Genomic DNA, 21,008 nt, shown 5'->3' with positions numbered 1-21,008 from the left:
ACGACCGTTAGGAGAACCATCATGCAGGAATGGACAGGGTTTATCGCGGCGATGCGTACTGGCGGATGGATCATGTATCCGCTCAGCGTGCTCGGCGTGCTCGCGTTGACGATCATCATCGAGCGGGCCTATGTGTTTGCCCGCTTCGCACGCGCACCGGCGCGTCTTCTGCAACCCGCGTCAGCCGATGACCACCGGCTCAACGGCCTCGCCCCGTACCACGCGTTTCGGCGCATGGCCGCGCCGTGGCAGCCAGAAACGAATGCGCCGCTGTGGCTGCGCGAGGCGTCGGCGCAATCGATCGCGTCGCAGATCGAGCGCGACATGGGGCGAGGTCTGTGGCTGCTCGAAACGATCGTCACGGCGGCGCCGCTGCTCGGTCTGCTCGGCACGATCGTCGGGATGATGAAATCGTTCCAGCTGTTCGGCGGCCATGGGCTCGTCGATCCGGGCGGTGTCACGGGCGGGGTCGCGCAGTCGCTGGTGGCAACCGCGATTGGATTGATCGTCGCGGTCTTCGCGCTGTTCGCGTTCAATTATTTTTCACGACGGCTCGAGCGTCTGATGGATGACCTCGAACTGTTCGCCAACGCGCGACTCAGCGCACTGCGCCTGCAGCACGAGACGCGCGGAGAGCGAGGATGAAACTCAAACGCTCGCGCGCCTCGCGGCGCGGCCGCATTGAAATCATTCCGATGATCGACGTGATGTTCTTTCTGCTCGCGACCTTCATGCTCGCCTCGCTCACAATGCAGCGTCTCGATGCGGTGCGAATCAATCTGCCTTCGGGACACGCGCAGCCGATCAGCACGAGCGAGCCGCTGACGATATCGGTGAGCGGCAACGACGAGGTCTCGGTCAATCGCCATGTCGTTCGCGCGGATCAGATCGAGCCCGAAGTAAAGCGCCTGCTGCGCGCGGACGGTAACGTCGTGATCGCGGCCGACGATCACGCGGGTCACGGCGCGGTCGTGCAGGCGATGCTCGCGGCGCGTCGCGCGGGCGCCGAACACTTTCTGATCGCCGTGCATCGTGATTGAAGGTCGCCGCGATTGGTTCGAGAGACGCGCTGCGAGGACGCTACGCACTGCCATCGCGACTCTGATCGCGCTCGGTATCTGGCTGCTGGTGCTGGTCACACTGTCTGCCGGATTGCTCAGACCGGCCCGGCCAGTCCCACCGCCTGCTCCGCTGGATATGCACGTCGTCGTGCTCGACGAACCCGCGGCGTCAGAATCCCGCACGCCGCAACCTGCTACCCCGGTTCCGGCGAAACAGGCACCAACGCATGTGCAGACCCAATCGCGCACCTCGATGCGTCGCGCGATGCCGCCTGCGCCAGGCGAGCCACGAACGCAGACGACGGCCGCCACCGCAACGCCGTCTGCACCGGTTGCAAGTCCAGCGCAAAACCCGCCGCAAGATGAGCGGCCGGAACAAACGGCTGCCGCGGGATCTCGGCAATCATCCGCACAGCACGACGCCGCGCCGAGCGCCCCAGCAAGCTCCGACACTGCCGCCCGCTCCATTTCGCAACCATTGCCGTCCCTGCCCGACGATCTGCGCGAACAGGCCTATCAAACAACGGCGACAGCCCGCTTCACGATCCACGCCGATGGCTCGGTCGACGTCGAGCTCGTTCGGGCAACACCGAACCCGCGTCTCAATCAGCTGCTGCTCGTCGCGTTGCGGCGCTGGCGCTTTTTTCCCGCGCTGCGCGACGGCCGGCCCGTCGAAAGCACGCAGGACGTCCGCGTGCATTTCAACGTCAGCTGAGCCCTCACCGCAGATCCGCACGCAGCTCACGCACACCTTTGCCGAGTCGTTGGCGCAACAGCGTGCGTAACGTGGCACCGTCGACATAACCGACCTCGGCCGCGATCGCGTCGATGCCGAGGCCGCTGCCATGCAGCAGCGACTGCGCATGCTCGACACGCAGATCCTGAAAGTACGCCAACGGCGATTTGCCGAGCACGTCCTGGCAACGACGCTGCAGCGTGCGCGCGCTCGTCGCCAGTGCGGCCGCCGCGTGCTGCAGCGAGAACCCTTCCTTCAGATGATCGCGCGCCCATCGCTCGAAGCGCTGAATCAGCGGATCGGCCTGCGCCAGGTGGTTGGGAATGATGTACGGTGCCTGCGATGAGCGCAGATCCGCGAGCAGATAGCGCGACACGAGCGCGGCCAGTTCGGGGCTCGCGCGACGGATCAGCCACAGCGCGAGATCGAGATGGCCCATCGCCGCCCCCGCCGTCACCCCGACCTCCGTTGGCACCAGCATGCGCGACTCGTCGAGCAGCACCGCCGGATAGCGTTGCCGGAACAATGGACTCAGCCACCAGGTCGTGGTCGCTTCGCGATGATCGAGGAGTCCGGTTTCCGCGACGAGGAACGTGCCGATGCACGACGCGGCGAGCAACGTGCCCTGTGCATGCCACGCGAGCAATTGCTCCGTGGCGTCGCGCACGTCCGGCCGTTCGAGCGCCGGCACCAGTTGCTCCGGTGTGCCGGTGCCGAGCGCGGGAATGATCACCCAGTCCGGTCTCAGGTCGGCGGTGATCGCTTGCACGGGGATGGCGAACCCCTGCCCCGACTGGACCTTCCTGCGCACGCCGACGATCGACAGATCGAAGTGCGGCCGCCCGCCCATTTTCGCGGCCGCGAACCGGTTGGCGAGCGAGAACGCGTCGAGCATGACGGTGAGGCCGGTGTCGAACAGCCCCTGCAGGGCGAGGATCGCGATGCGCATGGCGTAAATGACCCTAAAGTTGTCATTTGCGACGATACAGCTTTTTCCGGCCGAGGGCTACAGTGAACTCCGTTGTACATCGCAACGAACGTAGACCAAGGAGGTCACTGATGAAAGTTTTCGCCATCGCATCCGCACAACCGACCCTCACCCCGGACAAGCTGCAGCAGCATTTGCCTCACGAGGTGCCGGCCACTCTGCAGTTCTATCTGGACGGCAAGATCGAGCAGTTCTGGTTCCGCGACAAGGCCGGGCCGATCTTCCTGATGAACGTCGCATCGGTCGACGAGGCCAGGTCGATACTCGACGCGTTGCCGCTCGTGGCCGACGGGCTGATGAAGTATGAGTATTTGCCGGTGGGACCGCTCGCGCCGCTCGGGCGGCTGATTCAGAAGGGTTGATGTTGCTGGCGGGATGAACGGTGCCGCCGGCCTGGCCGGTGGTACGCTCGCAGAAGCATCATTGCCCGACCTTCTCCGATTCAACCACGAGGTCCAGTACATAAGCCACCGACGGCCCGTCGGCAGGCGGGTTCCTGATCGTAAAACGCTTGACGCGCACCACGTTACGGATGCCCGGCGTGTGCGTATAGCCTTCGATATTCTGATTGAACGGCTGCCACGGACCGGGCGTGCCGGTGGCCAGCCCCTGCTCGTCGAAGAAGCGTTCGCGCACGAGCAGGCATTGCCCGTCCGGCATCAACGGATGGGTGCACGGCACCGACTGCGGCGCCACCTCCAGGAACGCAATTTGACCGGGGCCGCCGTAGCGCGTCTCGGCCGTCGGCACGCCGGTAAAGCTCAGCGTATCGCCGTTATCCGTGACGAGTTGCAGGCGCGGCCCGTTGTCGCGCGCGAGCAGGTTCACGTTGACGCTGCCGCGCACTCGCTGCGAGATCGCATCGTCGAGTGCGGCAAGCGCGGGGTCGTTGCAGGCCATCATCGTGGTGACCATCGGGCCGATCTGCAGATATCCCTTCCGCACCGTGTAACCCGCTCCCATGTTGTTGCAGCTATTGACGACGGTGATCCGATACGGACTGAAGTCCAGTTGCACCGGTTTGTCCGGGCGGGCGAACAGCGCATCGATGCGGTTGCCGTGGCTGTCGATCGCGTTGCTCAGCTGCCAGTGGTAGCGGGTCAGCTGATCGGTGCCGGTCGGCGCCGCCGGGTTCGCCGCGGCCGTGGTCGCCGCGGGAGCCGGCGCTGTCACTTCGGGTGTCTGCGCGCAGGCGGCGAGAACGAGCGGCAGCAGGAGCATGCGGTATTTCACGTCGGCACCTCGGTGAGTTCAGTGGTTGTTCCGGGCGTTGGCCCGCGTCGCCTGGCGAAGGGACGCGAGCATCAGGTCGCATGCCCGAAAGCCGGAAAAGCCAGTGAAGGTCACCACCCGGCCACATTACGCCGGGTTTGCGCACCTGCGTCGCTCAGGCCGCGAGCATCGACTCGACGACCGACAGCATAACGCAGGTAGATGGCGGAAATATGCTGTTCGATGTTTGCCTGGACTGTTGGTTAGGTTACCGAACTGCGGCGGGTGACGCGGGCTACGCCTTGGATATGTCGCGACCCACGGCAGGCGCGGCGTGAAGTCTCCGGAGCCGCGGACGCAGCATCAGATAAAAGGCGGCAACGTGCGTGATCGCCAGCGTCGGTACATAGATGATCGGGATCGCGTACAGCGCGCCCAGTTCTCCTGAATGCGCGGGCAGATCGGCCGCTGTCGCGTGGTAGTAGTCGACAAGCAGATCGGCCATACCGACCACATTGAAAGCAACCACGAACGACCAGAAAAGCGGCCGTATCCGCGCCGTCAGCAAGGCCAGCATCGCCAGCACGCCCGTGGCGAAATCTCCATAAGCGGCGAACGCGGCGAAGCTCGCGGACAGTTGCGGACTGACGACGCCAGGCAGCAGAAACGCGAGCCCGAAGAAACGGAAGCTGTGCAAGGTGGCGATCGCGCGTTGCGCGTCGAACGGCGCCATCGACCTGAGCTTCGGCCACACGTAGGTGCCGAAGCACAACAACCAGGCAACGTAGCCCAGAACGAGATGCATCTGAAAGAGAAGCCGCGCTGACATGGTGCCTCCTGTCGAATGTTGGATGCGCAGGTGATAGGTGTACCATCGTCTCGCGCGAGCGACTATTCCTCACAATGTTGACAGGCTATGAAGCAGAACTTCACAGTCAGGCAGGGTGCACTCGACGGCGTCGAAGTCTTCCTCAGCGTGGCCGAGCATCGCAGTTTTCGCGGCGCCGCCGCGGCGCTCGGCGTGACGCCGTCGGCGGTCAGTCAGGCGGTGCGTGTCCTCGAAGCGCGCATCGGCGCGACGCTTTTCATTCGCACGACGCGCAGCGTCGGCTTGACCGAAGCCGGCGAGCGCTTTCTGGCGCGCGCCAAACCCGCTTTCGAGGAACTCGTCGCCGCCAGCGAGGTGGCGCGCGGACTCGGCGAGCGGCCGTCCGGCCTGTTGCGTCTTTCGGTGCCGCGCGCGGTCGTGCCGATCCTGCTGGAGCCGCTGATCGCGTCGTTCTGCGAGGCCAATCCCGAGGTCGAGGTGGAGATTGCGGCCAGCAAGGAGCTGATCGATCTTGCGGCGGAAGGCTTCGACGCCGGCATTCGGCTGGGCCAGTTCGTTGCCGCCGACATGGTCGCGGTGCCGTTGACGGCGCCATTCCGCTTCGTCGTGGTGGGGAGTCCCGGCTATTTCGCGGCGCGCGGCCGCCCAGAACACATCGACGATCTGCGTACGCATGCCTGCATTCGCTGGCGGCGCTCCAGCGGCGCGCTCGCGTCGTGGTCGTTCAACGACAACGGCCAGCCGATCGAGCTCGCCGTTTCCGGTCCTTTCATCGCCAGCGATTTTCTGGGCATGCTGGGTGCGGCGAACGCAGGCATCGGCCTTGCCCAGCTACCCGAGCCGATGGCCGCCGAGGGGTTGCGTACCGGAAAGCTCGTACGCGTTCTGGATGCGTATGCGCCGATGATCCCTGGCGTGTTTCTCTACTATCCGAGCCGCCGGCAGATCATGCCGAAGCTGCGTGCGTTCATCGATCATGTGAAGCGCCGCACGGCAAGTACCCAGAATGGACACTGATTGCCTGATCTCACAGCACCTCGCCCAGGGACTGGCCTCGGAGCGGATTCCAACTCATTAGCCCTGTAATATTGACCGCCCCAGAACTAATAACTCGTTGAACTGCGTGACCAATTCAAAACACAAAGCAAACGACAGCGTATAGGAGGGCCCGGGAAATCTGTGCATCCACCTCAGAATCGGCGCCGCAATAGGTGTTCTAACGGCGTCCCGAGTCATTATCCATGTGATGGCCGCTCCGATCGCCGCACCCGCAATTATGTCGGTCGGATAGTGCCATCCGAGATAAACGCGGGGCAGACATATGAAGATCGTGGTGTATAAAAGCGCGAGCACACCGACGCCGCGCGACACCAGAAAGATCCCGGTTGCGACCGAAATCCACAGCATCGCGTGGTCACTCGGGAAGGAACTCCAGGCTGGCAACACGGCCGCGTCCAGACCACCCGATGGAAAATTCAGGTGTAGCTCAGGATTAAAAAGAGGCCGCGTACGGAATGGCAAAAAATGCGAGACAAGTCTGAATATCGCGAGCGCAAGGAGGCCGCTCGCGATCGTCGCGACGACCATTTCACGCTCCCAATCGCCACGCTGGCTGGGTTTGCACCATATCCACCACAATACGGGCATGAGCACCAGGCCCTTGAATGTGTATAGGTCCGCGATGATTCTTATCGCGTGGTTCAACGCGGCGCAACTCAGCGCCATGTGCGTCAGGAAGGTTTGGATTGCGGTATCGAAAGGGTCCATTCGTTGCTTAGGTGCGTTTATAGATCGATTCAACGTTTCTACGTCGCGCAGCCGGGCGACCTGCGGTGGATGGTTGACGGGGCCCTTCATGCAGTGAGCTGGTCCGCCGGTTCGTTGGCGTTCATCGAAGCTTTAAAACGACCGCTATCCTAGTGTCCGCAAAAACTTTCGAACAATCGGTGCGATAGCGAACGTTTGCACTTAACGGAACCCGTGCTGAAAGCCTTCCTCGCCAAACACGACAATCAACGACGTCAACCCTCGCGACCCGCCAGCCTGCTTCTCTTAAGCAATTCTTCAGCATGATTACATTACGATCGCGCCGAACCGGACAAGACGAATAACCGACGCGCATTCAAGGGATCTGTTGCCATGCAGTTGCTGTTGATGGGAAAGGATGAGTTGATCGCTGGGCCGGCCGTGGATACGTTGCGACGTGCGGGCCATATCGTCGACTGGATGAGTGTCGTTGGCGAGCCCATGAGTTGGCCGGACTGCAGCTTGTACGACCTCGTCATGCTCGACCCCGACCTGTCGGGAATCGACGTTATTGACGCGTTGAAGCGTTATCGAGAATCCGGTGGCCATGCCTTCGTCATCATCGTGACGGCACAGAGGGAACTGGAAACTTGTATTGCCGCCCTCGACGCAGGCGCGGACGATTACCTGGTCAAACCATTCGACGTCGACGAACTTGCGGCGCGCGTACGCGCGTTGACGCGTCGCAGGGTGGTACGGACGGTTCCGGTTCTGGCGTACGACGGCCTCATGCTGGATGCAGCCTCTCATCGAGTCACCCTGCATGGAGAGCCGCTCACGCTGGCGCCGCGCGGGTTTGCTCTGCTACAGGCGCTGATCGAAGACCCGGCGCGCGTTTTCACTCGCTCAGAACTTGAAGCGAGGATATGCGATCCACGCGAGGAAATCGCCAGCAATGCCATCGAAGTGCAGGTGTGTGGCTTGCGACGAAAAATCGGAGCAGGACGGATCGTGACGGTACGCGGCGCAGGCTATTGTCTGAGAACACCCGACTCGAAAGTCCGCTTCGCTGGCTAGCGGACGTTGCCGTTTCGAGCTCGGTTACCCACCTCGTTGCGAGAAACCATCGTGAGCGCGAGTCCGGCCAGCACGAGAGCCACGCCGACCCACGAAGGGATGGACCGACCCTGTCGCCGCACATCAAAGATGCAGCGGCGATGCCGAAGACCGGCTGAAGGAACTGAACGCCCTCGGACGCAGTGCCCTGGTAGGAGTGCGGCGATTTCTGGCAGACACGAGATGAGTGCTGGCTTCGGCCAGGAGCGGCACCGTGGGCTATGGTGCTGATCCCGGTGCGTCGTCATCCAGGGTCGAGTTGAAGCGAGAGTTGGAGGCGGATATGGCAAGCGAGGACCGCAACGAAAAGGCGGAGCCGGCCATGGTGCCGCCAGTCGCAAACCCGGGGATCATACGGCCGCCTTTTGTCTACCTGAGTGCAGTCGTCCTTGGCGTGTTGCTGCATTTCGCATGGCCAGTGCAGCTTGTGCCTCATACAGTGAGTGGGCCACTCGGGGGCAGCGCGGTGCTTGTCGCTGTCGTGCTGTTTCTCTGGGCCGTCCGCACGCTTCGGGCCCTGACACCCCCGTGCCGGGAAATCGGCCCACCACCGCGATCGTAAGCAAGGGGCCCTTTCGATACAGCCGCAATCCCATCTACCTGGCTTTTTCGCTGCTCCAGTTAGGCATGGCGTTCTCGATCAACAGTCTCTGGCTACTGGTCACCCTCGTGCCAGCGGTGGCGCTGATGTCGCTGGTTGTTATCCCGCGGGAAGAGCGCTATCTGGAACGCCGCTTTCCGTCGGAATACCTGGCCTACAAGGCGTCTGTGCGTCGCTGGCTGTGACCGCTTTCTGGAAAAAAGTTTCCAGACTAGCGATAGTTCACGAAGTTGATAATATCGTTGAGGAACCACGGCAGTATCAGTTGCGTGTCGGAATAGCTGGTGCCGACGGTAAGTCGCGGTGGTCTCGCAGCGGCGTCGGGAGCGTGCAGTATGTAGGCGTTCGTATCATGCGCCGCCTGAGGATTCGCCGGCGGCGAGGTCGATGTGCAGCCGGCAGCGAAAACGAGAAATGCTGCGAAGCAAAGAGACTTCATGAGCGGGCGAACTCCGGCGACGTTTTCTCCATTATGGCCGAACTCAGTCGAATACCCGCAACGAGCCGCGCCCGCTTCACAAAGCCAGCACCGTCACGCCCACTTCCATCCGATGCGCGCCGCCGCCGAGAATCGTCCCGCGCAGCAACGACACGTCGCTGTAATCGCGCCCGATCGCGAGCGTTACATGATCGAGATCGGCGAGCACGTCGTTGGTCGGATCGAGATCGATCCAGCCGCTGGCCGGACAGTGCACCGACACCCACGCGTGCGAAGCATCCGCGCCAATCAGACGCGGATGGCCTGGCGGCGGATCGTTGCGCAGATAGCCGCTGACGTAGCGCGCGGGCAAACCGAGCGAGCGCAGGCAGCCGATCATCACCTGCGCGAAATCCTGGCACACGCCGCTCTTCAGTTCGAATGCGCGTTCGGCCGGCGTATCGAACAGCGTCGCCGACGGCTTGTACGCGAAGTCCTCGTGAATGCGATGCATCAGATCGATCGCACCGACAACGAGCGGCCGGCCGGGCGTGAAACTCGGCAACGCATAGGCGCGCAAAGAAGGTCGCAGCGCGATATTGGGCGACGCGAAGCAATACTCCGCCTCTGGACGGAACGCGCCGCCCACGCGAAACCGTAGCGCCTCGGCCACCGTCTCCCAAGGCGGGGTGGCCTCGGCGTCGAGGTCGGTCCAGCGCGGCGTTAGCGCAACCGTGGTCTCGCTGACGAGTTGCAGACACTCGTGCGGTGTATCGAGCGCGAAATACAGCACGTCGTTGCCGAACGCGTCGATGCGGCTATGCCGATACGACGGCTCCGGCTCGATCCGCTCGCTGCGCGAGATCACGCGCTGCCACGGACACGCGAGCGGCCGGATCGTCGCCAGATGCTGCGCGGTTTCGACATACGTCGAGTAATGGTAGGTAGTGCGATGCGAAACCGACAGCACCGTCGAAGCGTGCTTCATACCCACACCTGCGATGCAACCGTGGTCGCGTGACTGAAATAGCGCGCGCTGATTTCATGCGCGGCCGCATTGGCGAAGCCGCCGATCTGATCGCACAGCGCAATCAGCTTGCCATACGAGCCGTGTTCGTCGACCTCGCACAGCGATCCGAGCGACGGCAGCATCTCGAGCGGCGGCAGCAGCTCCGCGAACGGCCGATGCCGCACGCTGCCCGCCGCGACGGCGATCTCGCCGAGCTTGTTGCGCAGCCGTTCGTACACGCCATAAATGCCGCGCGGATTGTGCGGTTCGATCACGAGCAGATCGAGCAGCGCGGGCACTTCGAAACGCCCCGGGTACAGCGAGCGATACGTGAGCGTGCTGTCGAACATTTGCAGCAGCAGATCGAAGCCGGCCGGCGTCGCGAGCTGGCCGTTCGCGGCGACGCCGCGCATGAACGCGGCCATCGTCGCGACGCGTTCGATATGACGCCCGACGAACAGCAGCCGCCATGCTTCATCGCGCGTCATGCGGTCGCCCTGCGCGCCGCTGATCGCCGAAAGCTGCACCGACAGATGTTCGAGCGCGTTCGCGAGCGTCACGCGATCGTAGCGATCGAACGCACTGCCGCTGCTCGCGGCGCCCGCGCCGCCGTTGCCTGCGCCCACGGCAGGCAGCAACACCTGCAACGCATCCTGAAAGTCGTTGCGCGCCGCGAGGATCATGCGCCAATGATCGTTCGACAACCGCCCGCGCACCTCGCCGTTCGCGCGCGCCTGGCAGTTGAGGTTCTGGCTGATGCTGACACTGCCCGCGCTCTCGCCGAGATTCGCGACGAGCGCGCGCTCGAAGGTCTGCGGCGAGGCCGGCCCGTGCGGCGACGCCAGGTCGCCAGGCTGCACGAGGCCGCACCATGTCGCGAGTTCGACCAGCGTCGCGAACATCGCGTCGGCGTCGTTGCCTTCGAGCGAGCCGAGAATCAGCCGCAGCAACCGCACATTGTTTTCCGCGCGCTCGCCGTAGCGGCCCGCCCAGAACAGGTTCTCGGCGGCGCGGCTCGATACCGTGCGATGCTTGCGCGTGAGGTCGGCGGGCTGCATCGGCGAAGGCAGCAGCGTGAACGTGGAGCTTGGCTGGCTCGACAGCACCCAGGTATCGACGCTGCTGCCGCCATGCTGCATCGATACCGTGGTCTGCCGCTCGGCGGCCATGCGGGTGAAGCCGCCCGGCATCACGTGCCAGCCGCCGTCGACGTCGGCGATCGCATAGACGCGCAGCACCGACGGTCGCCCGCCGATCGTGCCCTCCTCGTAGCGCGGCGTGCAGGAAAAGCGCTGCTCCTGCTGGATCGTGAACGCGTCGGGCAACGCGTCGATGCGCTCGCGCCATGCCGCGAGCGGCTGTCGGCCCCGTTCGATGCCGGGCGGCGCATCGCGTCCCGCGAGCGGCCAGGTCGGCACGATCAACGCGTCGTCGAGATGCGCGAACGCATGCTCGCGCGCGGCCTGTTCGCCGCACCACCAGGTCGGCACGCCGGGCAGCAGCAGCTCTTCGCCGAGCAACGCTTCGGCGATACCGGGCATGAAACCGTGCAACGCCGGCGACTCGGCGAACCCCGAGCCCGGCACGTTCGACACGATCACGTTGCCCGCGCGCATTACCTGCAACAGCCCGGGCACGCCGATCGTCGAATCGGCGCGCAGCTCGACCGGGTCGCAGAACGCGTCGTCGAGACGGCGCAGCACGACGTGCACGCGTTCGAGGCCCGCCAGGGTCTTCAGATAGAGCCGGTCGCCGCGCACGGTCAGATCCTTGCCTTCGACCAGCGTGACGCCGAGATAGCGCGCGAGAAACACATGCTCGAAATAGGTTTCGCTGTACGGCCCCGGCGTGAGCAGCGCGATATGCGGTGAAGCGTCGGCACTTTCCTCGTCGCGCATCGTCGCTTGCGCGGCCTGCACGAGCGTCGCGATCAGTTGCGAATAGAGCGGCGCAAGCCGGCTCACGCGCAGCGAGCGGAACGGCTCGGCGAGCAGCGTCGACACGATCAGTCGGTTTTCGAGCGCGTAGCCGAGACCGGACGGCGCCTCGGTGCGATGCGCGATCACGCTCCACTCGCCGCCCGGCGTGCGCGCGAGATCGAGCGCGACGACCTGCAGATACTGGCCACCGGCCGGCGTGAAGCCCTTCACCGAACGCAGATAGCCGGGATGGCCGAACACCAGCGCGGGCGGCAGTTGCCCATGTTCCAGCAGCGTCCGCGGTCCGTAGATATCGGCGACGATCGCGTTGAGCAGACGCGCGCGCTGCGCGACGCCGCGCTCGAGCTGCGCCCACTCGGCCTCGCTGATCAGGAACGGCAGCAGATCGAGCGCCCAGGGCCGCGACTTGCCGTTGTCCGCGTAGACGTTGTAGCTGATGTCGTTATCGCGGATCTGCCGCGCGATCGACGCGTGATGGTCCGCGAGCCGCGCCACGCCGTCCTCGTCGAGCAGCGCGAAGAACTGCCGCCACGGCTCGCGCAGCGCGCCCGACGCGTCGCGCAGCTCGTCCCAATGTCCGTCATGACCCGGCAGCAACCGCAATAGGGACGAAGCGTCCGCCGGCATCGCGGACGCTTCGAAGGGCAAGGTCGATTGAAAGGCCAAGGTCGTGTGGTGTCAGCGATGCGTGTTGTTCAACTGTGGCGCAGATCGAGCGTGAATGGAAACTCGAGGCTGCGTTGCGGTCGGCCCACGGCGAGCGGTCCCGGCGTATGACCCGACGGGAAGAAACGCGCGCGTCGCCGGCTTTCCGCCTCGTAGGCGTTGACCGGGAAGGTCTGATAGTTGCGCCCGCCCGGATGAGCGACATGATACTGGCATCCGCCGAGTGAGCGGCCGCTCCAGGTGTCGACGAGGTCGAACGTGAGCGGCGCGTGCACGCCGATCGTCGGATGCAGCGCCGACGATTGCGCCCAAGCGCGAAAACGCACGCCGGCCACGTACTCGCTGACGCGGCCGGTCGGTTGCAGCGGCACCGGCACGCCGTTGACGCTCAGCACGTGACGATTGCCGTTCAACCCGAGCGCGCGCACTTCGAGCCGCTCGACCGACGAATCGACATAGCGCACCGTGCCGCCGGCGGAGCCCTCCTCGCCCATCACGTGCCACGGTTCGAGCGCGTTGCGGATCGTCAGGTCGATGCCGCTCAGCGTCATCTCGCCGACGAGCGGAAAGCGGAATTCGAAGTGCGGCGCGAACCACGCGCTATCGAAGGCGAAGCCCGCTTCACCGAGGTCGGCGAGCACGTCGTCGAAATCCATCTTTACGAAGGTGCCGAGCAGGAAGCGGTCGTGCAGCTCGGTGCCCCAGCGGGTGAGCCGCCGCGTGTACGGCATGCGCCAGAATCGCGCGACGAGGGCGCGCAGCAGCAATTGCTGCACCAGACTCATGCGCGCGTGCGGCGGCATCTCGAAGCCGCGCAGCTCCAGCAGACCGAGGCGGCCTGCGGGTCCGTCTGGCGAATACAGCTTGTCGATGCAGAACTCGGCGCGGTGCGTGTTGCCGGTGACGTCGATCAGGATGTTGCGCAGCGCGCGATCGATCATCCACGGCGGCAGGTTGCCGCTGTCGCGGCCACCGAGCAGATCGACCTGCCGTTGCAACTCGGCGAACGCGATTTCGAGTTCGTAGACCTGGTCGTTGCGCGCTTCGTCGACGCGCGGTGCCTGGCTCGTCGGTCCGATGAACAGCCCCGAAAACAGATACGACAGCGACGGATGGTTGTGCCAGTACGCGATCAGGCTCGCGAGCAGGTCGGGCCGGCGCAGGAACGGGCTGTCGGCCGGCGTCGCACCTCCGAGCACGAAGTGATTGCCGCCGCCGGTGCCGGTGTGGCGCCCGTCGAGCATGAACTTCTCGCTGCTCAGATAGCTGTGCGCGGCCGACTGATACAGGTACTCGGTGTGATCGACGAGCTCGTCCCAGTTCGCGGCCGGATGAATGTTGACTTCGATCACGCCGGGGTCCGGCGTCACCTGCAGCACCTTCAGGCGCGGATCGCGCGGCGGCGGATAGCCTTCGAGCACGATCTGCATCTTCAGCTCCTCGGCCGTCGCTTCGACCGCGGCAAGCAGGTCGAGATAGTCGTCGAGATCGGTCAGCGGCGGCATGAATACGTGCAGCAGCGTGCGGCCGCTGCCGAAGGAATCGGCTTCGGCTTTCGGGCCGGCCGCGCGCTTCGGGTCGCGTGCCTCGACGCATACCGCGGTGCGCAGCGTGTCCTTCGACGATTCGCCACGCGCCGGCAGCGCTTCGTCATGGCGCGGCGGCGCATACGCGAGCACGCCGCCTTGCGGCATGCCGCTCAGCAGATCGGCCGCCGACAGCGACAGCGCGGCCGCCTGCCGCGCGCGGGTCTGTTCCTCGGCGATCTGCCGGCTCTCGCGCCCGCCTTCGTACTGCACGCGCAACTGCGCAGCCGTGCGCAACGGCTGCGGCGGCGCGAACGGATCGTGCGCGTGCTGATACGGATAGTCGGTCTTCGACACCCACGGCAGCGAATCGAGCGGCAGCCGGTAGCCCATCGGTGAATCGCCGGGGATCAGATACATGCGTTCGTCGCGGAAGAACCAGCGGCCCGTGATCCACTTCACCGCGATGCCCGGCGCGCCGCGCTCGCGGCCGAGCGGCAACACGTAGCCGGCCGGACTCGCGAGCCCGGCGTCGAACACGCGGCGCAGCCGCACGCGTTCGAGTTCGTCGTCGAGGCGCGCGTCGAATGGATCGACGTTGACCGGCAGGCGACGCTCGCGCCACAGGTAGTACCAGGTGTCCTCGTAGCCGGGCTGGATGCAGTCCGCGTCGAGCGACAGCTTCGCCGCCAGATGCGCGATGAAGCGTTGTGCGTCGCCGGCCGTGTAGCGGCCAGGCTCCCGTTCATCGGCGAACAGGGCCGGGTTGCGCCAGCATGGCTCGCCGTCGGCGCGCCAGTACAGCGACATCGCCCAGCGCGGCAGTTGCTCGCCCGGATACCACTTGCCCTGGCCGATATGCAGGAAGCCGTTCGCGCCGTAGCGCTCACGCAGCCGGTCCATCAGCGCGACCGCGTAGCCGCGCTTGGTGGGTCCAAGCGCGTCGGTGTTCCATTCGGCGGCATCGCGATCGCGCACCGACACGAAGGTCGGCTCGCCGCCCATCGTCAGTCGCACATCCATGTCGGCGAGTTCATAGTCGACCCGCGCGCCCATCTTCAGCACGTCGTGCCAAGCGGCTTCGCTGTACGGCTTCGTGACGCGCGGCGACTCCAGCACGCGTTCGATCGACATCGTGTGTCCGAATTCGACCTCGCATTCGTCGACCGCGCCCGAGATCGGCGCCGCGCTGCCCGGCTCCGGCGTGCAGGCAACCGGAATATGGCCTTCGCCGGCGAGCAGCCCCGAGGTCGGATCGAGCCCGATCCAGCCCGCGCCCGGCAGATAGACCTCGCACCACGCGTGCAGGTCGGTGAAGTCGACCTCGGTGCCGCTCGGGCCGTCGATCGATTTGACGTCGGGCGCGAGCTGCAGCAGATAGCCGGACACGAAGCGCGCCGCGAAGCCCAGTTGCCGCAACGTCTCGACGAGCAGCCAGCCCGTATCGCGGCACGAGCCCGACGCGTTGACCAAGGTTTCCTCGGGCGACTGAACGCCCGGCTCCATCCGGATCAGATAGCGAATTTCGCGTTGCAGCCGCTGGTTGAGCGCCACCAGGAAGTTCGCGGTGCCGGCCGGCGTGCGGTCGATGCTCGCGACGAACGCGGCGAAGCGCGGGGTCATCGGTCGCTTCACGCAGTAGGGCGCGAGTTCGGCCGCGAGCTCCGGCGCGTAGTCGAACGGAAACCGCTCGGCCGATGGTTCCAGAAAAAAGTCGAACGGGTTGTAGACGGCCATCTCGGCGACCAGATCGACGCTCACCTTGAACTCGCGCGTCTGCTCGGGGAACACCAGCCGCGCCTGATAGTTCGCGAACGCATCCTGCTGCCAGTTGATGAAGTGCCTCGCGGGTTCGACGCGCATCGAGTACGACAGGATCGGCGTACGGCAATGCGGCGCGGGCCGCAGCCTCACCACTTGGGGCGACAGCGTAACCAGTCTGTCGTAGCGGTAATGAGTAACGTGATGCAAGGCGACGCGTATGGACACTCCGGACTCCTCGACGAAAGGCGCAGCCTGCCAAAAAAGCAAGCTCTATGCCGTTGCTGGTCAAACTCGTGTGAATCGTTTGGTGTTGCCTGAATTGCGTGTGCGTTTTGCGTATCTGTTGTCTTGCCGTTGGGCTACGTCGGACCGTGCACCAAAGCGGCGCAGCACCGATGCACGATCATGACCGTACTGTGCGTTAAAGCGGTGACTTCTGGCAATCGCGGCATGAAGATTGCGATCGTTCGTCACCGCAACCGACATCGCACTGATCACAAGGCCGGCCCGATGAAAACCTTCCACTGCAATCGCTGCGCGCAATTGTTGTTCTACGAGAACGTCCGCTGCGAGCGCTGCGACTCGCTGCTCGGCTATCTCCCCGAACTGCGCGAAATCAGCGCGTTCGATGACGCCGGCGACGGCCGCTGGCGCAGCCTGCATCCGGAGGCGAACGGCGCGCTGTTCCGGCAATGCCACAACTACGCGGTCGAAAACGTCTGCAACTGGATGATCCCCGCCGATTCGCCCGACACGCTGTGCCGCGCCTGTCAGTTGACTCGCACGATTCCGAACCTGAGCGAACCGGAAAACCGGCTCTACTGGTACCGGCTCGAAGTCGCGAAACGGCGTCTGCTGTACACGCTAGGCGAGCTCGGCCTCGATGTGCAATCGCGCGACGCGGACCCCGAGCGCGGTCTCGCCTTCGAATTTCTCGCCAACGGCGGCGATGGCGAGCCGGTGATGACCGGTCACGACAACGGGCTGATCACGCTGAACATCGCCGAGGCCGACGACGCGCATCGCGAGAAAGTGCGCACCGCGATGGGCGAGCCGTACCGCACGCTGCTCGGCCACTTCCGTCACGAGACCGGCCACTATTTCTTCAGCCAGCTGATCGAAAACGAGCCGCGCTGGCTCGAACCGTTTCGCAAGCTGTTCGGCGACGAGCAGGCCGACTACGGCGAAGCGCTGAACGACTACTATCGCGACGGTGCGCCGGCCGACTGGCAGGCGTCGTACATCAGCGCGTACGCAACGATGCATCCGTGGGAAGACTGGGCGGAGACGTGGGCGCACTATCTGCTGATCGTCGATGTGCTCGATACCTCGACGTCGTACGGACTCGCGCTGCTGCCCGACGATCCGAGCGAGCCGACGCTGACCGACCGCACGCCGGTCGAGGATGCGAGCTTCGGCAATCTGATGAAGCGCTGGTTTCCACTCACGTACGCGCTGAACAGCCTGAACCGCAGTCTGGGCATGCCCGACGGCTATCCGTTCACGCTCGCCGCGCCGGTGGTCGACAAGCTGCGCTTCGTGCATCGCGTGATCGCGGCGGCGGGCGGCAAGCGCGACAACCGGAGCGACCGCGAGCACATGAGCGCATAAATGAGCCCGCTGGCGGATCAACCGGCAGCGGGCTTTCATCACACGATCAGCGCTTCAGTACGCCACATAAGGCCCCTTCCCACCCGGCGTCGACTGCTGCTCGATCGCCGCATAGACGTTGCGGCCATAAAAGAACGGCAGCCCCCAATCGAACACCGTCGACGTGACGAAGGCAGGTCCCGCGAGCAGCGGCAATGCCGAGTCGCCGCTATAAGTCTGCGCGATCGACATCGCATTGCCGACGTTGAACGTCACCGCGCTCGTCGTGCCGTTCACGCCTTCGATCATCGCGCTCAACTGCTGCGTCGAGCTCGGGCAGTAATACGCGCTGTTCGGACTCGCGCAGGCCGGCATCGAGGTGGTCTGAAAGAAGAGTCCCGTCGAGCCGCTGTCCATAATGCTGCGCGTGTACGTGCTGCCGTTCTGCACCGTCGTGAACGTGCCGTTCGACGGACTCACGCCGATCACCTGCGCCGCGCCGAGCGCATTGTTGCCCTGCGTGCCGATGCCGAACACGAGTTGCCCCGACACGGATGGCGCACCGCCCGACACGGTCGGCAGACTGAGCACCGAGCCGTTGTTGTCGGTCGCGAAGTACGGCACCGGATTGGCGACCTGATACGTTTCCGCGAGCGGTATCGAGATGCAGTTGGCGCCGCTGCAACCGTAGTAGGTCGCGGGAATCGCCTGCTGCACGCAGCTCGCGCCGCAGTCGTGCTTGAACACGCCGATGCCGAGAATGCCGTTGGCCTGCAAGGTCGCCGGCGTATTGCGCGGCGCGCCGACGGCCGCGCAATCGCCCGGCAGCGATGCGTAGCCCGGATCGATCAGCTGGATCGGCAGCGACGCGGCTTTCTCGCCGGCGATCTGCACATCGGCGAGCTTCACCGCGCCCCACGTATAGCCGTCGAAGAACTGCATGCATTCGGCGACGGAATTGCCCGCGCCGTCCTTCTGCTGCGGCAGGCTCATCGACGCGGGCAGTTGCGATGCGAACACGCGCACGCCCCACGAGCCGGTATCGACGAGCACGTGATCGATCGTCTGGCAATTACCGGTGCCGGGCGCGCAGATCGTGATGCTGACGAACGGCATGTTCGGCACGTTGCTGATGCCCGAGTCGACCGTCACGCGCACCGCGTTGGCGGCCAGCACTTGCGGCGACGGCGACGTATTGGTCACGGTCGAACCCGATGAGCCGGTCGAACTCCCGGACGTGCTCGAATTGGCCGTGGTGCTCGCGCTGCCGCCACCACCACCCCCGCCGCCGCACGCGCTCAACAGCAGCGCCAGAACCACGACGGGCGTCGCGCCCAGCCGAGTCATCCACGAAGACCTGGATCGCATGTTCGCTCCGTTATTGAATGACGCGGACATCGACGCCGCCCGGCACCGCCTGCGGCAGATACGCGTAGCCGGTGAAGGCGCGCAGATGGCCGCTCGAGAACACTACGAGATCGCTGTTCGACACCGCGAGCGGCACGCCGCGACGCGTCGCGCTGGCTGCGACGTAGGCGTCGAACGATGCGCCGAGCATCGCCCTCAGATCGGGCAGCGTCGGGCCATCCCACGCGACGCCGAACACGATGCCGTTGGCCGCTACGAATTCGCGCACCTGGGTGCCGGACGGCAGCGTCAGCGCGTGCACCGAATAGGCGCCCTGTGCGCTGGCCGCATGAGCGACTGCGTGCAGGCGCGCCTGATCGGCGTCGACGGTGCTGGCGTTCTGGCCGAGCGTCGCGTGCGCGGCGAACGGCAACGCGCAGCATGCCCCGAGCACTGCGCAGGCAATGCGGGTAAGTAGCTTCGGATTCAAAAGATTTCCTTCCCAGGTGAAAACGCGAAACGAGGGCGCACACCTGACCGGCTACGGCGGGTTGCCTTCACGCCGGTTGGGCTGCGTGAATGCGTCTACGGAAAGGCGGGGCGAAACTTTAAGTCAGGGGAATGGCGCGCGGCAATCGTTTGCTGCGCGATTCGAGCCTTTGGAGGTTGCTGGATCGTTCGACTACGCTCGATCAGTGCGGACAAAGTCTTTTGGCGACAATGCCTTGGTTTTCTTCTGATATTTAGAAGCAGCAGGCTGCGGAAATTTCGGTCGTCACGCGTAGAAGCTGTGAATGAGGGCAGCGTTTTTTTATCGATGTAAGCGTCTACCGAATAACGGACAAAAAAATCGCGGAGGGCTTGACGGCCCTCCGCGACATAGATGGTTCGGAACTCGCGGCGTGCGCTACTTCTTCTGCTGTTCAAGAAGCGACTTCAGCTCCTGCACATTCTCCTCTACGCGTTTCGCGATCACCGCATACGACTCCGCCTGCGTCTGATACGCGGCTTGCGCAAGCTGCTGCATATCGGCGAGCGATTTGTGCAGGCTCTGCTGGATCAGCTCCGCGGTTTTGCTCGACGGCGCGGCGCCAGCCGCGGTGAGTTGCGCAGTCAGTGCCTGCAGCTCGCCCAGCGTGCTGCGCAGCATCTCGGCCTGTTTCTGCGCGAGCGACTGCATCCCCTGGAATGCTGTCTGATTCGCCTGAACCAGCGCTTCCATGTCTTTGCGGCGTGCTTCCATGATGGCGGGTACGTCGAAGCCGGGGAGCTTGAACTGTTCCAGCATTTTGGTCAGATCGCCAAACGGATTGGCTGCATCGGGTCGGTCCATGCGAAATCCTCCTTGCGGTTGAAGACTCATCGCCTCTGCGCCGCCCGCTCCAGGCGCGACGCCGATGCCGGCGGCTGCGTGTGCCGCGCGTGCCGCCTCGGCGACGTGCTTTTGGGGGTCACACGGCACATCGCAGCAATCATGCGCTATCCGGCTGCGTTGCGCCAGCGGCGCTCACCCTGACGCAAATTCGTGCGCGGTGACGTGCGTCGCGTCGAGATGTATGCGCGTGCTTCGAAAGGCTCGGAAAGTTACTGAATGGCTTTCGTAACCCGGCGGATCAGCGTGTCGACTATCGTTGCGAGGAGCCGGTCCATCGGGGCGCCGGCGTTGTTTTCGCTGGGAGAGGCATCATGAGAAAAGCAATCCTCAGCGCGGCCGTGGCCGCGGTTCTTGGCATAATCGCGACGGCCGCGCTTGCCGACGACGGCATGCCACCGCCCCCGCCCGCCGTGATGCACGACGGCGGTCCGCGCGGCGACGGGCCGCCGGAGCATGGTCCGATGATGGGTCATCCGAGCCCAGCTTTCGCGGTGATCAACGATCTCGAACAGCTGCGCCGTCTGTATGCGCTGAGCGGCCGTCAAGGCGAGATCGTCGCGGTCTACCACGACGTGTTGAACAAGACCCAGGACCCGATGCTGCGCCACTACGTGTACGACTCGCTGGCGCGCGAGCAGCTGAAGCCCGCCAATCCCGAGCAAGCTATCGCGACACTGCGCACGAGTCTCGCAGAAGATCTCGCTGCGGTGAACAAGGCGCCGCATGGCACGCCGCCGGGTCTGCCAGCCGCGCAAGCGCAATAAATCTTCGTCGCGAATTGCGAATGGAGCGCCGCGCCACGCGGCGCTTTTTTTGCGCCGAAGCATGCGAGCGCAATCGAGCGATCGGTGCTTCGCTGCCTCTCGCCGATGGGTGGAAGCGCTCCCGCAGCCCCCCTACGCGCGGCTGTGCGGGACTTCGTTGCCTGTCCCACATTGGCGCTTCACTGACGCTTTTCATCTTCCGTCAGGTGATTACGATAGGAGCTCCGCAACGTCAGGACAGGGTGAAGGAATGCGCTATCCAATGGACATGGCCATTGCCGCCGCCCTGCTCGTGTTCGTGCTGTGCTGCATCGTCAAGC

At 64.6% G+C, this 21,008-nt stretch carries 20 protein-coding genes; 9 read left to right on the top strand and 11 right to left on the bottom strand.

All coding sequences use genetic code 11. The features are described 5' to 3' along the window. The first annotated feature begins 21 nt into the window (after nucleotides 1-21). The 3 genes from AB3X95_RS13810 to AB3X95_RS13800 are packed head-to-tail and all read left to right on the top strand — an operon-like array spanning nucleotide 22 to nucleotide 1,776. Entirely contained in the window at nucleotides 22-645 is a 624-nt protein-coding gene (locus tag AB3X95_RS13810; protein ID WP_176369155.1) for a MotA/TolQ/ExbB proton channel family protein, read from the top strand. Then, complete coding sequence (locus tag AB3X95_RS13805) at nucleotides 642-1,040, top strand: biopolymer transporter ExbD (protein ID WP_176106635.1); 399 nt, start codon at nucleotides 642-644, stop codon at nucleotides 1,038-1,040. Before AB3X95_RS13810 ends, AB3X95_RS13805 begins: the two co-directional genes overlap by 4 nt. After that, nucleotides 1,033-1,776: a TonB family protein gene (locus AB3X95_RS13800; protein ID WP_368621600.1), complete on the top strand. Its 744-nt coding sequence runs from the start codon at nucleotides 1,033-1,035 to the stop codon at nucleotides 1,774-1,776. Before AB3X95_RS13805 ends, AB3X95_RS13800 begins: the two co-directional genes overlap by 8 nt. 4 nt (nucleotides 1,777-1,780) lie before the next feature. On the opposite strand, the gene AB3X95_RS13795 is transcribed toward AB3X95_RS13800, so the two are convergent. After that, nucleotides 1,781-2,746: a GlxA family transcriptional regulator gene (locus tag AB3X95_RS13795; RefSeq protein WP_176369154.1), complete on the bottom strand. Its 966-nt coding sequence runs from the start codon at nucleotides 2,744-2,746 to the stop codon at nucleotides 1,781-1,783. Nucleotides 2,747-2,856: 110 nt separating this feature from the next. Between AB3X95_RS13795 and AB3X95_RS13790 the strand changes: the two genes are divergently transcribed. Next, complete coding sequence (locus AB3X95_RS13790; protein WP_176106638.1) at nucleotides 2,857-3,147, top strand: hypothetical protein; 291 nt, start codon at nucleotides 2,857-2,859, stop codon at nucleotides 3,145-3,147. 58 nt (nucleotides 3,148-3,205) lie between these two features. Here AB3X95_RS13790 and AB3X95_RS13785 read toward each other — a convergent pair whose 3' ends face one another. Together AB3X95_RS13785 and AB3X95_RS13780 are read right to left on the bottom strand one after the other, a co-directional pair. After that, nucleotides 3,206-4,018, bottom strand: coding sequence for a DUF4377 domain-containing protein (locus AB3X95_RS13785; RefSeq protein ID WP_176125912.1), 813 nt, complete (start codon nucleotides 4,016-4,018; stop codon nucleotides 3,206-3,208). A 274-nt stretch (nucleotides 4,019-4,292) separates the two neighbouring features. Next, nucleotides 4,293-4,826 carry a hypothetical protein gene (locus AB3X95_RS13780; protein ID WP_176369153.1) on the bottom strand — a complete coding sequence of 178 codons (534 nt, stop codon included), beginning with the start codon at nucleotides 4,824-4,826 and terminating at the stop codon, nucleotides 4,293-4,295. Between the two features lie 87 nt (nucleotides 4,827-4,913). On the opposite strand from AB3X95_RS13780, the gene AB3X95_RS13775 reads away from it, so the two are divergent. Then, on the top strand, nucleotides 4,914-5,843 hold the full coding sequence (locus AB3X95_RS13775) for a LysR family transcriptional regulator (protein ID WP_176106641.1): 930 nt from the start codon (nucleotides 4,914-4,916) through the stop codon (nucleotides 5,841-5,843). A 57-nt stretch (nucleotides 5,844-5,900) separates the two neighbouring features. Here AB3X95_RS13775 and AB3X95_RS13770 read toward each other — a convergent pair whose 3' ends face one another. Beyond that, complete coding sequence (locus AB3X95_RS13770; protein WP_368621816.1) at nucleotides 5,901-6,593, bottom strand: phosphatase PAP2 family protein; 693 nt, start codon at nucleotides 6,591-6,593, stop codon at nucleotides 5,901-5,903. A 372-nt stretch (nucleotides 6,594-6,965) separates the two neighbouring features. On the opposite strand from AB3X95_RS13770, the gene AB3X95_RS13765 reads away from it, so the two are divergent. Together AB3X95_RS13765 and AB3X95_RS13760 are read left to right on the top strand one after the other, a co-directional pair. Next, nucleotides 6,966-7,649 carry a response regulator transcription factor gene (locus AB3X95_RS13765; protein ID WP_176125910.1) on the top strand — a complete coding sequence of 228 codons (684 nt, stop codon included), beginning with the start codon at nucleotides 6,966-6,968 and terminating at the stop codon, nucleotides 7,647-7,649. Between the two features lie 450 nt (nucleotides 7,650-8,099). Further along, on the top strand, nucleotides 8,100-8,474 hold the full coding sequence (locus tag AB3X95_RS13760) for an isoprenylcysteine carboxylmethyltransferase family protein (protein WP_255215234.1): 375 nt from the start codon (nucleotides 8,100-8,102) through the stop codon (nucleotides 8,472-8,474). A gap of 26 nt (nucleotides 8,475-8,500) precedes the next feature. Here AB3X95_RS13760 and AB3X95_RS13755 read toward each other — a convergent pair whose 3' ends face one another. The 4 genes from AB3X95_RS13755 to AB3X95_RS13740 form a co-directional block, all read right to left on the bottom strand. After that, complete coding sequence (locus tag AB3X95_RS13755) at nucleotides 8,501-8,728, bottom strand: hypothetical protein (RefSeq protein ID WP_176369151.1); 228 nt, start codon at nucleotides 8,726-8,728, stop codon at nucleotides 8,501-8,503. 76 nt (nucleotides 8,729-8,804) lie between these two features. Then, nucleotides 8,805-9,695 (bottom strand): transglutaminase family protein, encoded by an 891-nt coding sequence (locus AB3X95_RS13750; protein WP_176125908.1) that lies wholly within the window; start codon nucleotides 9,693-9,695, stop codon nucleotides 8,805-8,807. Further along, nucleotides 9,692-12,322 carry a circularly permuted type 2 ATP-grasp protein gene (locus AB3X95_RS13745; protein ID WP_368621599.1) on the bottom strand — a complete coding sequence of 877 codons (2,631 nt, stop codon included), beginning with the start codon at nucleotides 12,320-12,322 and terminating at the stop codon, nucleotides 9,692-9,694. The genes AB3X95_RS13750 and AB3X95_RS13745 overlap by 4 nt, the downstream gene beginning before the upstream one ends. 29 nt (nucleotides 12,323-12,351) lie before the next feature. Continuing rightward, nucleotides 12,352-15,837, bottom strand: coding sequence for a DUF2126 domain-containing protein (locus AB3X95_RS13740; protein WP_368621598.1), 3,486 nt, complete (start codon nucleotides 15,835-15,837; stop codon nucleotides 12,352-12,354). A 285-nt stretch (nucleotides 15,838-16,122) separates the two neighbouring features. Between AB3X95_RS13740 and AB3X95_RS13735 the strand changes: the two genes are divergently transcribed. Then, complete coding sequence (locus AB3X95_RS13735) at nucleotides 16,123-17,223, top strand: putative zinc-binding metallopeptidase (RefSeq protein WP_368621597.1); 1,101 nt, start codon at nucleotides 16,123-16,125, stop codon at nucleotides 17,221-17,223. Nucleotides 17,224-17,277: 54 nt separating this feature from the next. Here the strand turns inward: AB3X95_RS13735 and AB3X95_RS13730 are convergent, their stop codons facing one another. The 3 genes from AB3X95_RS13730 to phaP form a co-directional block, all read right to left on the bottom strand. Continuing rightward, complete coding sequence (locus AB3X95_RS13730) at nucleotides 17,278-18,570, bottom strand: DUF3443 domain-containing protein (protein WP_368621596.1); 1,293 nt, start codon at nucleotides 18,568-18,570, stop codon at nucleotides 17,278-17,280. A 10-nt stretch (nucleotides 18,571-18,580) separates the two neighbouring features. After that, nucleotides 18,581-19,039: a DUF2844 domain-containing protein gene (locus AB3X95_RS13725; RefSeq protein ID WP_368621595.1), complete on the bottom strand. Its 459-nt coding sequence runs from the start codon at nucleotides 19,037-19,039 to the stop codon at nucleotides 18,581-18,583. Nucleotides 19,040-19,456: 417 nt separating this feature from the next. After that, complete coding sequence (gene phaP, locus AB3X95_RS13720; RefSeq protein WP_184225171.1) at nucleotides 19,457-19,882, bottom strand: phasin family protein; 426 nt, start codon at nucleotides 19,880-19,882, stop codon at nucleotides 19,457-19,459. A 353-nt stretch (nucleotides 19,883-20,235) separates the two neighbouring features. Here phaP and AB3X95_RS13715 point away from each other — a divergent pair, with 353 nt between their 5' ends. Beyond that, on the top strand, nucleotides 20,236-20,688 hold the full coding sequence (locus tag AB3X95_RS13715; RefSeq protein ID WP_184225172.1) for a hypothetical protein: 453 nt from the start codon (nucleotides 20,236-20,238) through the stop codon (nucleotides 20,686-20,688). The last annotated feature ends 320 nt before the right edge of the window (nucleotides 20,689-21,008 follow it).

The sequence above is a fragment of the Paraburkholderia sp. BR13444 genome, assembly GCF_040948755.1.
GTDB classification, from domain to species: domain Bacteria; phylum Pseudomonadota; class Gammaproteobacteria; order Burkholderiales; family Burkholderiaceae; genus Paraburkholderia; species Paraburkholderia youngii.
This window is presented reverse-complemented; position numbering and strand designations above follow the sequence as displayed.